The following is a 15,231-nucleotide window of genomic DNA, read 5'->3' as shown; positions in this document are numbered from 1 at the left end:
TCCCGACCACCGCCCCTGTCCCGGCCACCGCCCTTGCCCCGGCCACCGCCCCCGCCCTGTCGCCCGACGCCCGACCGGAACTGCTCACCCTGCTCGGCCGCAGCCCCGTCGTCCGTATCACCGCCGGCCTGCCCGGACCGCACCCCGGCTTCTGGGCCAAGCTCGAAGGACTGTCGGCGGGCGGCATGAAGGCCCGGGCCGCCGTGTCCATGCTGATGGGCGCCCGTGAACGCGGCGAACTGCGGCCCGGCGCCCCCGTGGTGGAGTCCACCTCCGGCACCCTCGGCCTCGGACTCGCCTTCGCCGGACAGGCCCTCGGCCACCCCGTCGTCCTGGTCGGTGACAGCGAACTGGAGCCGTCCATGCGCCAGTTGCTGCACGCTCACGGTGTACGGCTGGAGATCGTGGCCCGGCCCGCCCCCCAGGGCGGCTGGCAGGCCGCCCGGCTGGCCCGGCTGCGCGAACTGCTCGCCGTACTGCCGGACGCCTACTGGCCCGACCAGTACAACAACCCCGACAACACCGCCGGTTACGCCTCGCTCGCGGCCGAACTCGCCGTCCAGCTCGACCACCTGGACACCCTGGTGTGCAGCGTCGGCACCGGCGGCCACAGCGCCGGCCTCATCGGCCCGCTGCGCCGCCACTGGCCCGGCCTGCGGCTGATCGGCGTCGACGCCACCGGCTCCACCATCTTCGGCCAGCCCGCCCGCCCGAGGCTGATGCGCGGCCTCGGCAGCAGCATCCACCCGCGCAACGTCGCCTACGACGCCTTCGACGAGGTCCACTGGGTGGGACCCGCGGAGGCCGTGGACAGTTGCCGCCGCCTGGCCCGTACCAGCTTCGTCAGCGGTGGCTGGAGCACCGGCGCCGCCGCCCGCGTCGCCGCCTGGGCCGCCCGCGTCCACCCCGGCACGGTCGTCGCCGCCGTCTTCCCCGACGGACCGCACCGCTACCTCGGCACCGTCTACGACGACGAGTTCACCGCGGCCCACGGCCTCGACCCGGCCGCGGCGGCCGTCCGCCCCGTGGAGATCCCGCACCCGCGGGCGGCCGAGGCCACCGGCTGGCTCAGGTGCGCCCGCGTCACCGACCCGCTGAAGGCCGCACCCCGAACGGAGCTGAAACCGTGAAGACCGGCCTGCACACCGTACGGCTCGAACTCACCGAGCCGCTGCGCATATCCCGCTCCACCATGTCCGCCCGCGAAGCGGTCCGGCTGAGCGTCGAGCACGACGGCGTGACCGGCCACGGCGAGGCCGTCAGCAGCGTCTACCAACGCCTCGACGCGCAGACCCTCGGCCGCCTCCTCACCACCGCCGGCACCGACCTGCTCCGCTTCCCCGATCCGGAGAGCGCCCTGGAGGCCCTGCGGACCGGCGAGTCGCTCAGCCCGTCGCTCAGCCCGTCAGCCAGCACCTCGCTCGGTACGGCGGCCGGTGACGCACCTCCCCCCGCGGTGACCGCCGCCGTGGAGGCGGCCCTGCTCGACCTCGTCGGCAAGCGCGCCGGCCGTCCCGTCCACCGACTCCTGGGCACCACCGACCCGCCCCGCGCGGCCACCGCCCGCACCCTCGGCATCTCCTCCCTCGCGCACGCGGCGGCGCGGGCCCGCGCCCTCGCGGCGAGCGGCTTCGAAGTGATCAAGGTGAAGGCCGGGGCCGCCGACCCCGAGGACGACGTCGAGCGCGTCCGGGTCGTGCGCGACGCGGCGCCCCGGGTCCGGCTGCTCCTCGACGCCAACGGTGCCTGGTCCACGGCGCGGGCCCGGGCACTGCTGCCCCGGTTCGCCGCACTCGGCGTGGCAGCCGTCGAACAGCCCCTCGCCCCCGGCGATCCCGAGGCCCTGGCGGCCCTGGCCGCCCGCTCACCGCTGCCCGTCATCGCCGACGAGGACGCCGTGGACCTGGCAGACGTGCGCCGCCTGGCCGGACGTGTGCACGGCGTGAACGTCAAACTCGCCAAGTGCGGCGGGGTGTACGCGGCCCTGCGCATCGCCGCCCTGCTCGACGGCAGCGGCACCGACCTGATGCTGGGCTGCCTCACCGCCAGCAGCCTGGGCCTCGCCCCCGCCGTCCACCTCGCCGACCGGGCCCGCTGGGTCGACCTCGACGGGCATCTGCTGCTCGCCCACGACCCGTGGACCGGTATCGGCGGCGAGAACGGCCGGGTGCACGCCGGCGGCCTGCCCGGACTGGGCGTCGAACCGCGCCGAGCCGGGGGAGATACGGCGTGAAAACCTGGCGTGAGCTGCGGCGCTTCCCGCTCGCGGTCCAACTCCTGCTGGTCAACCAGCTCGGCGTGAACACCGGCTTCTACCTTCTCGTCCCCTACCTCGCCACCCACCTCACCGAGAACCTGGGCCTGTCGGCCGCCCTCGTCGGCATCGTCCTGGGCGTGCGCAACCTCAGCCAGCAGGGCCTGTTCCTCATCGGCGGCTCCGCCTCCGACCGCCTCGGCGCACGCGGCGTCATCATCGCGGGCTGCGCCCTGCGCACCCTCGGCTTCGCGCTGTTCGCGCTCGGCGACGACCTGCCCGTCCTGCTCGCCGCGTCCGTCCTCAGCGGGCTGGCGGGCGCGCTGTTCAACCCCGCCGTGCGCACCTACCTGGCGCAGGAGGCCGACACCCGCAGAGCCGAGGCGTTCGCCCTGTTCCAGGTGTTCGCCACCGCGGGAGCACTGATCGGGCCACTGCTGGGAAGCGCGCTGCTCCTGGTGGGCTTCCGCGCCTCGGCCCTGACCGCCGCCGGGATCTTCGCGCTCCTCACCGTCGCCCAGGCCCTGGTGCTGCCCGCCCGGAAGGCCACCCCGCACGGGAGCACCGTGCTCGCGGACTGGCGCGAGGTCCTCGGCAACCGCGCCTTCCTCGCCTTCGCGCTCGCCATGGCCGGCCTGTTCACCCTGGAGAACCAGCTCTATCTGCTGCTGCCCGCCGGAGCACGGCAGGCGACCGGCTGGGACGGCGCCGCCGGTCTCGTCCTCCTCGTCGCCACCCTCGCCGGTCTCACCTTCCAACTGCGCCTGACCCGTGCCCTCGCACCCCGCGGGGACCGGGTCCGCTGGATCGCCACCGGTCTCGGCCTGATGGCACTGGCCTTCCTGCCGCCCGCACTGGTCGCGGACGTGTCCGGCGCCCCGGACGGCCCGGCCGACGCTGCGCTACGGGTCCTGCCCGTGCTGCTGGGCGCCCTGCTGCTGCACCTCGGGGTGATGGTCGCCCAGCCGTTCGTGCTGGAACTGATCCCCGGTTTCGGCCGCCCCGAACTGACCGGCACCCGCTTCGGCATCTTCTACGCCGTCTCGGGCGTCGCCGCCGCCCTGGGCAACGCGGCGGTCGGGTGGGCCATGGACACCGGAGAGCGGGGCGGCGCCGGCTGGCTGCCGTGGGCGGGCTGCGCGCTGTGCGGACTCGCCTCCGCACTCGGCGTGGCCCGGCTGCGCCGGCGGGGATCGCTGCCCACGACGCCGAAGCCCGCCGTACCCGTCGCGGCCTGAGGCCGCAAGGACGAAGGACACCGACATGGCCTCCGACACCGACATGGCCGTCACCCCTACTCCCACCCCCGCCTCCACCCGCACACCCACCGGGGCCGGCCGCAACCTGCTGACGGACAACCCCGGCCTGTACGAGGCGCGTTTCCCCGACGCCGGCCGGCTGGCCGGGCGCTGGGCGGAGGACTGCCTGCGGCGGCACGACGCGGGCCGGCGCGTGCTGGACATGGGCTGCGGCACCGGCCGCGACGCCGCCCATCTGCACCACGCCGGCCGCCGGGTCACCGGCGCCGACCTCTCCGAGGCGATGCTCACCCACGCCCGTGCCCATCACCCCGGCCCCGCCTACGTCCGGGCCGACCTGCACCGGTTCGACCTCGGACAAGGGGCGTTCGACGCCGTGGTGTGCCTGGACAGCACCCTGTTGTACTGCCACACCGACGACCAGCTCGACGGCTTCCTGTCCTCCTGCCGCCGCGCCCTGACCCCGGGCGGACTGCTGATCGCGGAGATGCGCAACGGCGCGTACTTCCTCGGCCGCGGCGACCTGCTCGACGCGCCCGCGGCCGACGAGTTCACCTGGCGGGGCACCGTCCACCGGTCCACCACCACCCTCACCGTGGACCGCACCGCCCAGTTGCTGCGCCGCACGCGCGTCTGGACCACGGACGACGGGGCCGGGCCCGTCGAGCAGCGTTCGGCCTGGCGGCTGCTGTTCCCGGGGGAGGTACGCCGTCTCCTGGCCGCGCACGGCTTCGAACTCCTCGAACTCCACGACGGCCCCGGCCCGCGCACCGAACCGCCTTGGCACGAAGGCCTCCTCCCCGGCCGGACCACCGACGCCGATCGGCTCCACGTACTGGCCCGGGTGGTCGGGGACCGCCCCACCGCCTGACCCCGCGCCTCCGCACCACCTCACCACCTCACCGAACCGCCACCTCCGCATCTTCTGAGGACACCCACGTGCAAACCCACCCGCAGGATGAATCCACCCGTCGGCCTTCCTCGCCGGACCGCTTCCCGGGACTGCGCCGCCGCGGCTTCCTCGCCGCGACCGGCGCCGCCGCCCTCGCCCCACTCACCCTGGCCGGATGCGGCTCCGGTCCCGACACCGACACTGGCGCCGGCAAGGGCGACGGCACCCCCAAGCGCGGCGGCCGCCTGCGCGCCGCCTTCGCGGGCGGCGGCGCGAGCGAGACCCTCGACCCGCACCTGGCCAACCTGTTCGCCGACGTCGCCCGTGCCAAAGCCCTGTTCGACAAGCTCGCCGACTACGGGGCCGACCTGTCCGCCCGGCCCCGCCTCGCCGAGAAGTGGGAACCCGGCAAGAACCTGGACCGCTGGCAGGTCACCCTCCGCAGGGCCACCTTCCACGACGGCAGCCCGGTCACCGCGAAGGACGTGCTGTACAGCTACCGGCGCATAGCCGATCCGAAGCAGGCGTTCCGGGCCAAGGCGTCCCTGGAACCCGTCGACCTCGACGCCAGCCGCGCCACCGGCGAACGCACCGTCGAGTTCGTCCTCAAACGGCCCACGGCCGAGTTCCCCAACATCCTGGCCGCGTTCGGCGCGTACATCGTGCCCGAGAACGCCACCGAGTTCGACCGGAAGCCGATCGGCTCCGGACCGTTCCGCTTCGTGTCGTTCGCCCCGGGCCGCTCCGCCCTCTTCCGCCGCCACGACGACTACTGGGAGGGCGCCCCGCACCTGGACGAGCTGGAGTTCGTCGTGGCGAACGAGGAGTCCGCCCGCGTCAACGCGCTGCTCGGCGGGCAGGTCGAGTACGCCCACGAACTCGACCCCACCACCGCCCGCGCCCACGAGGGCCGGGGCCGGATCGAGATCGTGCGCCTGCGCAACAGTGCCATGCAGGCGTTCTGCATGAAGACCGACCGGCCGCCCTTCGACGACGAGCGGGTGCGCCAGGCGTTCTTCCTCATCGCCGACCGCCAGGAACTGGTCGACGGCGCCCTCTCCGGCGCGGGCGAGATCGGCAACGACCTGTTCGGCAAGGGCTACGAGTACTACGCCGAGGGACTGCCGCAGCGCACCCAGGACCTCGGCCGGGCCCGTGCCCTGCTCAGACAGGCCGGCGCCGAGAACCTGAAGGTCACCCTGGACACCTCGGCCGTCGCCACCGGATTCACCGAGGCCGCCGGCATCTTCCGCGACCAGGCGAGGAGAGCGGGGGTCACCGTCGACGTCAGGACGGGCAGCGAGGACTCCTACTGGAGCGACATCCTCGACGGCGGCACCCTGTGCTGCTACCGCTCCGGCGCCATGCCCCTGGAGGCCCACCTCTCCCAGCGCCTGCTCACCGACTCCTCCACCAACGCCACCAAGTGGCGGCACCAGGACTTCGACGCGCTCTACCAGCAGGCCCAGTCCACCCGCGACAAGAGCGAACGCGCCGCCGTGTACGCGCGCATGCAGCGCCGTCTGCACCGCGAGGGCGGCTTCCTCGTCTGGGCGTTCGCCGACTGGATCATCGGAACCACGCCCAAGCTCGCGGGTGTCGAGACGGACGCCCCCGCCAACACCCTCGACTGGGCCCGCTTCGACAAGGTGTGGCTCGGGTGAGCGGACTGCGTTCCTTCGTCGCCCGGCGGCTGCTCCTCGGCGCCGGGCAGACCGCGGCCGTGGTGCTGCTGGTCTTCGCGCTCACCGAGGCGCTGCCGGGCGACGCCGCCGTCGCCCTCGCCGGGGACCAGCCCGACCCGGAACGCATCGCGGCGATCCGCGAGACCATGCGCCTGGACCGGCCTGCGGGGGAGCGGCTGGCCGACTGGGCGGCGGGCCTCCTCCGCGGCGACCTCGGCACCTCCCTGGTCTCCGGCCGCCCGGTCGGCCAGTACCTCGCCGACGGCTTCGGCCCCACCCTGCTGCTGGCCGGGCTCACCATGGCACTTCTCGTGCCGACCGGCCTGGGACTGGGGATGCTGGCCGCCCGCCACGAGGGCCGGCCCCTCGACCGGCTGATCAGCTCGGTGACGCTCGCCGTGTACGCCGTTCCCGAGTTCGCCCTCGGGGTCCTGCTGGTCACCGTCCTCGCCCTGCGTCTGGGCTGGCTGCCGCCGACCGCCGTCGGTTACGGCACCGACCTGCTCGCCCACCCGGCCGCGCTCGTCCTGCCCGTCCTGGTGCTGCTGGCCCGGCCCGTGTGCTCACTGGTCCGGCTGGTGCGGGCCGGCCTGATCGACGCGCTCGCCTCCCCGTACGTGGCGCACGCCCGCCGCCACGGCGTCTCCGGCGCCCGGATCCGGTACGCGCACGCGCTGCCCAACGCCCTGGCCCCCGCCGCCCAGCAACTCGCCCGCACCCTCGACTGGCTGCTGAGCGGCGTCATCGTCGTGGAGGCCCTGTACGTGATCCCCGGGCTCGGCACCGTCCTGCTGGGCGCCGTCGCCGAACGCGACGTGCCCGTCGTCCAGGGGCTCGCGGTCGTCTTCGGCGTCCTGACCGTCGTACTGAACCTGGGCGCCGACCTGGTGGTCCACCGGCTCGCGCCCCGGGCGGGGGTGGCCGCGTGAGAATCGCGCACACGGGCCGGTTCGCACTCGGCCTCACCCTCGTCGCCGTGCCCCTCGCCCTCGCCCTGCTCGGCCCCCTGGTGGCCGGCCCCCCGGGCCCGCGGGCGGTGTCCTTCACCCTGGGCGACGGGCACCGGCTGGGCACCGACTTCGTCGGCCGTGACGTCTGGCGGCAGGTGCTGCACGGCGGCCGGCCGGTCGTGCTGGCCGCCCTCGCCGCGACCGCCCTGGCCTACCTCGTGGCCCTGCCCATCGGCCTGGCCGGCGCGCTCACCCACCGCCGCCCGGTGGAGGAACTGCTCATGCGGCCGCTGGACGTGCTGCTCGCCGTCCCGTCGCTGCTGCTGATCCTGCTGGCCGCCACGGTGTTCTCCCCGGGGGCGGTCGGGCTCACCCTGCTGGTCGCCCTGGTCAACGTGCCCGACGCGGCCCGCCTCGTACGCGCCGCCGGTGCGGAGGCCGCCGCCCGCCCGGCGGTCGAGGCGCTGCGCATGCAGGGGGAGACCTGGTGGCGGCTGGCCGTCGGCTACGTCGGCCGCTCCATGCTCCGCACCCTGACCGCCGACGCCGGCACCCGGCTGACCGGAGTCCTCTACCTGGTCGCCACGGCCGCCTTCCTCGGTGTCGGCGTGGCACCGGACGCCGCCGACTGGGCGGTCATGGTCGACCGCAACCGCACCGGCCTGTTCGTCCAGCCCTGGGCCGTGGTGGTGCCCGCCCTGCTGATCGTCGCCCTGACGACGGGCACGAACCTCCTCTTCGACGCCGCACTGGACAGGGGCGGGAGAACACCCCCATGGAAGCGAGGAAGCCGATGAAGCCGGCGGACCCGATGGACGCAGCGGAGCCCGCGGCTCCCGTCGCCGAGATCCGCGACCTGCGCGTGGAGGTCGACGGAAGGGCGATCGTCGACGGGGTGAATCTACGGGCGCTGCCCGGCAGGGTCACGGCTCTGGTCGGCGCCTCCGGCAGCGGCAAGACCACCACCGGCCTCGCCCTGCTCGGCGAGTACCCGCCCGGCGCCCGCGTCACCGGCGAGGTACGCCCGGCGGCCGGCGGCCTCGTCGGCCACATCCCCCAGCACCCGGCGGCCGCCCTCAACCCCGCCCGCCGGATCTCCGCGCTCCTGACCGACATCGCCCGCGGCCGGGTGGGCCACCTGCCGCGCGGGCAGCGCCGGGCGGCGGCCCGCGCACACGTCCTGCACGCCCTCGCCGAGGCCCAGCTCCCGGCCGCCGAGGCCCTGCTGCGGCGCTATCCGCACCAGCTCTCCGGCGGCCAGCAGCAACGCGTCGTCCTCGCCCAGGCACTGCTGCTCGGCGCCCGCGTCGTCGTCGCCGACGAGCCCACCACCGGCCAGGACGCCCTCACCAAGAGCCGGGTCGTCGGCCAACTCGCGGCCGTCGCGGCCCGGGGCATCGCCGTCGTGCTGCTCAGCCACGACCTGGACGTCGTCCGCGCACTCGCCGACGACGTGGTGGTCCTGCGCGCGGGCCGGGTCGTGGAGTCGGGCCCACCCGGACGCGTCCGACTCGGACCGACCCGCCCCGCACCAGCCGAACAGCCCAACCCCCGCTATCTCCCCGCTCTCCCCGATCTTCCTCATCCCCTCGATTCCCCAGACCTCCCCGATCCCCCGGTACCGGCCGGCCCGACCACTACCGGACACCCCGTCCTGCGGATACGCCACCTCACCGCCCGCCACCGCGACGCCGGCCGCGGCACCGCGCCGGTGCTGCGCATCCCGGCACTCGACCTGTGTCCGGGGGAGTGCCTGGCCGTCGTCGGCCGGTCCGGCAGCGGCAAGACCACCCTCGGCCGCGCTCTGGCCGGCCTCCACCGCGACCACGACGGCGACATCCTGCTGGACGGCACACCGTTGCCCCGCAGCGTGCGCGACCGGAGCCGCAGCCGGCTCGCCGCCGTCCAGTACGTCTTCCAGGACGCGCGCGCCGCCTTCGACGAGCACCGTGCCGTCCTGCACCAGGTCGCCCGCACCGCGGTCCGCCTGCGCGGCACCGACGCGGACACGGCGGCACGGGAGGCCCTGACCACCCTCGCCCGCCTCGGCCTCCCCGGGGACCTGGCCCGCCGGCGCCCAGCTCAGCTCTCCGGCGGTGAACTGCAGCGGGCCGCCCTGGCCCGTGCCCTGCTCGCCCGCCCCCGTGTCCTGGTCTGCGACGAGATCACCTCCGGCCTGGACCCGGTCACCCGCCAGAGCATCCTCGCCCTTCTCACCGCACTGGTCCGCGACCCCGGCGGGCTCTGCCTGGTCCTCATCACCCACGACCTGGACACGGCGGCCCTCGCCCACCGCATCGCCGTCCTGGACGCCGGCGCACTCGTCGAACAGGGGCCGGCCCGGCAGATCCTGACCGCCCCGGGCCACCCCTTCACCGCCGCCCTGCTCAAGGCCGCGGCGGGTCACCGGGCCGCCGACCGGGCGGCGGACCGGTGACCCGCCGCTCCACCGCGCAGAGGGAGGTCAGAACTTCGGCGCCGGAGCCTGCGCCTCCACCATCGCCGCCGCCTCCTCGGGACTCTGCACCGAGGGCGGCGAACCCTCCAGCGGCTGTTGCGCGGTCTCCTTCATACAGGCCACCGCGACCACCCCGACCAGGGCCGCCGCCATCGCGTAGTACGCGGGCATCATCTCCGAGCCGGTCGCGCCGATCAGCGCGGTGATGACCAGCGGAGTGGTGCCGCCGAACAGCGAGGCCGACAGGTTGTAGCCGACCGACAGGGAGCCGTAGCGGACCGAGGTGGGGAACATCGCCGGCAGCGCCGCCGACATCGTGCCCAGCAGGCACACCAGCGACAGACCGAGCATCAGCATGCCGCCGGAGACGGCGAGCAGACCACCCTGCCGCACCAGCAGGAACGACGGGGCGGAGAGCACGAGGAAACCCAGCATGCCGGTCATCAGCAGAGGCTTGCGGCCGAACCGGTCGGAGAGCCGGCCCACCCGGTTGATGATCAGCATCAGCACCACCATCGTGACCACCAGGATCAGCAGCCCGTGCGTCTCGGAGTAGTGCAGCTCGTCCGAGAGATACGTCGGCATGTACGACAGCAGCATGTAGTCGGTGATGTTGTAGGCGCCGACCAGCGCGATGCAGAGCACCAGCATCCGCCAGTGCGAGCGGAAGATCTTGGCGAGGTCGCCCCGGGTGGTGGTCTCCACGGCGTCCGCCGCCTCGGAGACGTGCACATTGCCCTGCTCCAGCTTGAGGAAGGCGGGGGTGTCGTCCAGCCGCATCCGCAGATAGAGGCCGACCATGCCGAGCGGGCCGGCGACCAGGAACGGAACCCGCCAGCCCCAGGTGTCCATCGTGTCGGAGCCGAGCCACGCGGTGAGCGCGGTCACCAGGCCCGCCGCACCGGTGTACCCGGCCAGCGTCCCCAGCTCCAGGAAGCTGCCGAAGAAGCCGCGCCGCTTGTCCGGCGCGTACTCCGCGATGAACGTGGAGGCACCGCCGTACTCGCCGCCGGTGGAGAAGCCCTGGAGCAGCCGGAACAGGATCAGCAGCAGCGGCGACCAGAAGCCGACCGCGGCGTACGTCGGCAGCAGCCCGATGGCGAACGTGCCGATCGCCATCAATATCATCGTCAGCGCGAGGACCTTCTTGCGGCCGACCCTGTCACCCATCGGCCCGAAGACCATGCCGCCGACCGGACGCACCAGGAAGGCGACGGCGAACGTGGCGAAGGAGGACAGCAACTGCACGGTGTCGCTCCCGGACGGGAAGAACACCCGGCCGATGGTGCCGGCCAGATACGCGTAGATGCCGAAGTCGAACCACTCCATGGCGTTGCCCAGAGAGGCCGCCTTGACCGCGCGCTTGACCGCCCGCTCGTCCGTCACCGTGATGTCGGACCGGCGCAACCGGGGGTTCTGCCGGCGCCGGACGGCACGGAACAGGGCGGGGTGACGCTTGATCGCTGCGGAGTCGGGCAGGGGCCCGGTGTCGTCGGAGGACGTGGCTGGCTTCCTTTCCGCGGGCACAACGCTCCAAACGGAACTCATGCTGTTCACAGGCTTTCCCGGCAGAACCTGCCACAGAATCCGCGGTTCACTCGTACATACGCCAGCATGTTGATCTCGTCACAGGCCGCCGACACGGCTTCGGACCCGGCCCCGGACCCGGCCCCGGACACGGCCCCGGACACCTTGTCCGCGGGTCAGGCCGTGAGCACCTTCTCCAGCGTGCCGAGCGCCCCCCGCAGCTCGTCCTCGGTGATCGTCAGCGGCGGCGCCAGCCGGATCGTCGAGCCGTGCGTGTCCTTGACCAGCAGCCCCTCCCGCATCAGGCGCTCACTGAGGTCGCGGCCGGTGCCCAGCGCCGGGTCGACGTCCACGCCCGCCCACAGCCCGCGCGCCCGGAAACCCACCACACCCCGCCCGACCAGCGCGGTCAGCCCCTCGCGCAGCACCACGCCCAGCTCGGCCGCGCGGCGCTGGAACTCACCGGTCTCCAGCAGCTCCACCACCGCCGTGCCGACCGCCGCGGCCAGCGGATTGCCGCCGAACGTCGAGCCGTGCTCGCCCGGGTGGAGCACCCCGAGCACCTCCCGCCGGCCGGCCACCGCCGACACCGGCACGATGCCGCCGCCCAGCGCCTTGCCGAGCAGCACGACGTCCGGGACCACCGCCTCGTGGTCGACGGCGAGGGTGTGCCCGGTACGGCCGAGCCCCGACTGGATCTCGTCCGCCACGAACAGGCACCCCGCCCGGCGGGTCAGCTCCCGCACCCCGGCCAGATAACCGTCGTCCGGGATCAGCACCCCCGCCTCACCCTGGATCGGCTCGATCAGCACCGCGGCCGTCGTCCCGTCCACCGCCGCCTCCAGCGCCGCCAGGTCGTTGTACGGCACCACCCGGAACCCCGGCGCGAACGGACCGAAGCCCGCCCGCGCCGTCTCGTCCGTGGAGAAGCCGACGAGCGTCGTGGTGCGGCCGTGGAAGTTCCCCGCCGCGACCACGATCGTCGCGGTGTCGGCGGGGACGCCCTTCACGTCGTACGCCCACTTGCGGGCCACCTTGATGCCGCTCTCCACCGCCTCGGCGCCGGTGTTCATCGGCAGCACCATGTCCGTGCCGGTCAGCGCGGCCAGCCGCTCGGCGAACGGGGCGAGGCGGTCGTTGTGGAAGGCGCGGGAGGTGAGCGTGAGCCGGTCGAGCTGGCGGTGGGCCGCCGCCACCAGCGCCGGATGACGGTGGCCGAAGTTCAGCGCCGAGTAGCCGGCCAGCAGATCGAGGTAGCGCCGGCCTTCCACGTCCTCCATCCACACGCCCTCGGCACGGGCCACGACCACGGGCAGCGGATGGTAGTTGTGCGCGAGGACCGGCTCCTCCGCGCGGATCAGCTCGTCGGAGGTACGGGGGTGCGCGGGTGTGGTCATGAGCGGATCTCCTGGGTGCAGCACTTGATGCCGCCGCCCGCCTTGTGGAACTCGGACAGGTCGACGGGGACAGGGACGTAGCCGCGCTCGGCGAGCCGGCCGGCGAGGGCACGCGCCCCCGCGGCGAGGAAGACGTGCCGCCCGTCGCAGACGGAGTTCAGGCCGAACGCCAGGGCGTCCGCACGGGTGGCGGTCACCGCGTCCGGATACAGCCGCGCGAGCACCTCCCGGCTGCCCGGCGTGAACGCCTCCGGGTAGTAACAGACATTCTCGTCGTCCAGGACGAAGAGCGCGGTGTCGAGGTGATAGAAGTACGGGTCCACCAGCGTCAGGCCGATCACCGGCACCCCGAAGAACTCCTGCGCCTCGCGGTGCGCCTCGGGGGCGGTACGGAAGCCGGTGCCCGCCAGGATCCACCGGCCGGCCGGGACCAGGTCACCCTCGCCCTCGCAGACCGACTCCGCCGGGCGCACGTCGTATCCGCGCGCCTTGAACCACGCCGCGTACGGCAACGACTCCGGGCGGCGCTCGGGCGCGCGGAAGAGGGAGCCGAGGACCCGGCCCCCGACGACCGCCGCCGCGTTGGCGGCGAAGACCATGTCGGGCAGTGCGGGCAGCGGCGCGACCCGCTCGACGGTGTGGCCGCGGTCGCGGTAGGCGTCGACCAGCGCCTGCCACTGGTCCAGGGCGCGCAGCACGTCCACCGGCCGGTCGGGACGCATCCAGGGGTTGATCGCGTACCGCACGGCGAAATACCGGGGTTCGCAGACGAGATACCGCCGCGGACTCGGCACCCGGCGGTCGGACGCGGCGGCGCCGGGTACAGCGGAGTCAGGCACGGCGGAGCCGGGTACAGCGGGGGCGGACACACGGGAGTCGGGCACAGAGGGGTTCCTCCGCTTCGCTCACGGACGGTGCTGAGGGGGTGACACCACGGTAGGAACCCCGGCGGGGGCGCGACAAGCGACGAAAGCTGCGCAGCGGCGCAGGAACGCTGCGTCGTTCGGCCCTTCAGCGCAGGTCCGCTGCGCCGTGCGCGCCGATCACCGCCGCGCCGCGGGGCGCCGGCTGGCTCGCGCCCGCCTCCGGACTGTCGGGGAGCAGATGCGACAGCACCATCACACTGACCGTCTTCCGGATGAACGGCTCCACCCGGATCCGCTCCAGCACCTCCTCGAAGTGCTCCACGTCCCGCGCCCGCACATGCAGCAGCGCGTCCGCGCCGCCGGTCACCGTCATCGCCGCCGCGATCTCCGGATGGTTGCGCACGACCTCCGCGAGCCGCCGCGGCGGCGCCGCGCCCTCGCAGTACACCTCCACGTACGCCTCCGTCCGCCAGCCCAACGCGGACGGTCGTACCGTGGCCGTGAACCCGGTGATCACGCCGGTCTCCCGCAGCCGGTCCACCCGGCGCTTGACCGCCGTCGCGGACAGCCCGACCTCCGCGCCGATCTCGGCGAAGGACGCCCTGGCGTTCGCCATCAGCGCGGTCACGATCTTCCGGTCCAGCTCGTCGAAGGGGCTCGGCCTGCTGCTCATGCGGGCACTGTATCCAGCGGATACGCCCACGCCCGGCCCGTGTTCAGGTGTACGAATCACCCCTAGACTCCACGTCCATGCTGCGCGCCCTGGCTGTCGACGACGAACGCCCCTCGCTGGCGGAACTGGTGTACCTGCTGAGCGCCGATCCGCGGATCGGCACCGCGGCGGGCGCCGGCGACGCCACCGAGGCGCTGCGCCGCATCAACCGGGCCCTGGAGTCGGGCCCCGACGGTCCCGACGCCATCGACGTCGTCTTCCTCGACATCCAGATGCCCGGCCTCGACGGACTCGACCTCGCCCGGCTGCTGAGCGGGTTCGCCCGGCCCCCGCTGGTCGTGTTCGTCACCGCGCACGAGGACTTCGCCGTCCAGGCCTTCGACCTGAAGGCCGTCGACTACGTCCTCAAACCCGTCCGCACCGAACGCCTCGCCGAGGCGGTGCGCCGCGTCGTCGAGCACCGCGCCACCGAGCTGCGCGGCGGTGCCGCCCTGCCCCGCATCCCCGTGCACGAGCCCGACCCCGACCACCTCCCCGTCGAGCTGGGCGGCGTCACCCGCTTCGTGTCCGTCGACGACATCACCCACGTCGAGGCCCGCGGCGACTACGCCCGGCTGCACACCGACCGGGGCAGCCACCTGATCCGCATCCCGCTCTCCACCCTGGAGGAGCGCTGGCGCTCACGCGGCTTCGTCCGCATCCACCGCCGCCACCTGGTCGCGCTGCGCCACATCGGCGAGCTCCGGCTGGACGCCGGCACCGTCAGCGTCCTGGTCGGCGGCGAGGAACTGCAGGTCAGCCGCCGCCACGCCCGCGAACTGCGCGACCTGCTGATGCGGAGGACGTGACGGTGCCCCAGGACCCCGCCGAACGCCGCGTCGTCGTCACCGGCCCGCCCCGGCGCGCCCGCCGCGCCTCCGGCTACTACCGCCCGCGCACCGAGATCGACGAGCAGACCACCCTCGGCCACACCTACGTCCGTTCCCTGATGCGCACCCAGCTCCGCGCCGCCCTCACCGTCGTCGCCGTCCTCGTCCTGCTCGTCGGCCCGCTGCCGCTGCTCTTCGCGGCGATGCCCGACGCCCGCCGCCCGGAGTGGGCCGTCCTCGGCTTCGGCCTGTACGCCCCGCTGGTCCTGCTCGCCCGCTGGTACGTGCGCCGCGCCGAACACAACGAACGCGACTTCGTCCGCCTGGTGGAGGACCGGGTCGAGGACCGAGCGACGGACCGAGCGACGGACCGGGCCGAGGACCGCTGAGCCGACCCCCGC

The 15,231-nt window shown here is 74.0% G+C and carries 14 protein-coding genes; 10 read left to right on the top strand and 4 right to left on the bottom strand.

Features of this window, described 5'->3' with window-relative positions; genetic code table 11:
- The first annotated feature begins 56 nt into the window (after positions 1–56).
- The 8 genes from ABEB00_RS09010 (at position 57) to ABEB00_RS08975 (ending at position 9,477) form a co-directional block, all read left to right on the top strand.
- On the top strand, positions 57–1,130 hold the full coding sequence (locus tag ABEB00_RS09010) for a PLP-dependent cysteine synthase family protein (protein ID WP_345618629.1): 1,074 nt from the start codon (positions 57–59) through the stop codon (positions 1,128–1,130).
- Positions 1,127–2,233, top strand: coding sequence for a dipeptide epimerase (locus ABEB00_RS09005; protein ID WP_345618590.1), 1,107 nt, complete (start codon positions 1,127–1,129; stop codon positions 2,231–2,233). Before ABEB00_RS09010 ends, ABEB00_RS09005 begins: the two co-directional genes overlap by 4 nt.
- On the top strand, positions 2,230–3,492 hold the full coding sequence (locus ABEB00_RS09000) for an MFS transporter (RefSeq protein WP_345618588.1): 1,263 nt from the start codon (positions 2,230–2,232) through the stop codon (positions 3,490–3,492). Before ABEB00_RS09005 ends, ABEB00_RS09000 begins: the two co-directional genes overlap by 4 nt.
- Positions 3,493–3,535: 43 nt before the next feature.
- The gene (locus ABEB00_RS08995; protein ID WP_345618627.1) at positions 3,536–4,384 is read left to right on the top strand and encodes a class I SAM-dependent methyltransferase; all 849 of its coding nucleotides are present in this window, start codon (positions 3,536–3,538) and stop codon (positions 4,382–4,384) included.
- A 68-nt stretch (positions 4,385–4,452) separates the two neighbouring features.
- On the top strand, positions 4,453–6,069 hold the full coding sequence (locus ABEB00_RS08990; RefSeq protein WP_345618586.1) for an ABC transporter substrate-binding protein: 1,617 nt from the start codon (positions 4,453–4,455) through the stop codon (positions 6,067–6,069).
- Positions 6,066–7,019, top strand: a complete 954-nt coding sequence (locus ABEB00_RS08985; RefSeq protein WP_345618584.1) for an ABC transporter permease — start codon at positions 6,066–6,068, stop codon at positions 7,017–7,019. Before ABEB00_RS08990 ends, ABEB00_RS08985 begins: the two co-directional genes overlap by 4 nt.
- Positions 7,016–7,837: an ABC transporter permease gene (locus ABEB00_RS08980; protein ID WP_345618582.1), complete on the top strand. Its 822-nt coding sequence runs from the start codon at positions 7,016–7,018 to the stop codon at positions 7,835–7,837. The genes ABEB00_RS08985 and ABEB00_RS08980 overlap by 4 nt, the downstream gene beginning before the upstream one ends.
- Entirely contained in the window at positions 7,816–9,477 is a 1,662-nt protein-coding gene (locus ABEB00_RS08975) for an ABC transporter ATP-binding protein (protein ID WP_425586462.1), read from the top strand. Before ABEB00_RS08980 ends, ABEB00_RS08975 begins: the two co-directional genes overlap by 22 nt.
- Positions 9,478–9,504: 27 nt before the next feature.
- On the opposite strand, the gene ABEB00_RS08970 is transcribed toward ABEB00_RS08975, so the two are convergent.
- The 4 genes from ABEB00_RS08970 to ABEB00_RS08955 all read right to left on the bottom strand — a co-directional run bounded on the left by ABEB00_RS08970 (position 9,505) and on the right by ABEB00_RS08955 (position 13,961).
- Positions 9,505–11,046 (bottom strand): MFS transporter, encoded by a 1,542-nt coding sequence (locus tag ABEB00_RS08970; RefSeq protein ID WP_345618580.1) that lies wholly within the window; start codon positions 11,044–11,046, stop codon positions 9,505–9,507.
- A gap of 155 nt (positions 11,047–11,201) precedes the next feature.
- Positions 11,202–12,422: an ornithine--oxo-acid transaminase gene (rocD, locus tag ABEB00_RS08965; protein ID WP_345618579.1), complete on the bottom strand. Its 1,221-nt coding sequence runs from the start codon at positions 12,420–12,422 to the stop codon at positions 11,202–11,204.
- Positions 12,419–13,216 carry a dimethylargininase gene (gene ddaH, locus ABEB00_RS08960; protein WP_345618623.1) on the bottom strand — a complete coding sequence of 266 codons (798 nt, stop codon included), beginning with the start codon at positions 13,214–13,216 and terminating at the stop codon, positions 12,419–12,421. Before ddaH ends, rocD begins: the two co-directional genes overlap by 4 nt.
- Before the next feature lie 217 nt (positions 13,217–13,433).
- Complete coding sequence (locus tag ABEB00_RS08955) at positions 13,434–13,961, bottom strand: Lrp/AsnC family transcriptional regulator (RefSeq protein ID WP_345618577.1); 528 nt, start codon at positions 13,959–13,961, stop codon at positions 13,434–13,436.
- Positions 13,962–14,038: 77 nt separating this feature from the next.
- Between ABEB00_RS08955 and ABEB00_RS08950 the strand changes: the two genes are divergently transcribed.
- Both ABEB00_RS08950 and ABEB00_RS08945 read left to right on the top strand, forming a co-directional pair.
- Complete coding sequence (locus ABEB00_RS08950) at positions 14,039–14,809, top strand: LytR/AlgR family response regulator transcription factor (RefSeq protein ID WP_345618575.1); 771 nt, start codon at positions 14,039–14,041, stop codon at positions 14,807–14,809.
- Positions 14,810–14,811: 2 nt separating this feature from the next.
- Positions 14,812–15,219, top strand: a complete 408-nt coding sequence (locus tag ABEB00_RS08945; RefSeq protein ID WP_345618573.1) for a hypothetical protein — start codon at positions 14,812–14,814, stop codon at positions 15,217–15,219.
- The last annotated feature ends 12 nt before the right edge of the window (positions 15,220–15,231 follow it).

This window comes from Streptomyces ziwulingensis (assembly GCF_039542605.1).
Lineage (GTDB): Bacteria > Actinomycetota > Actinomycetes > Streptomycetales > Streptomycetaceae > Streptomyces > Streptomyces ziwulingensis.
The sequence above is the reverse complement of the archived record's forward strand: the minus strand, read 5'-3'. Positions and strand labels throughout refer to the sequence as shown.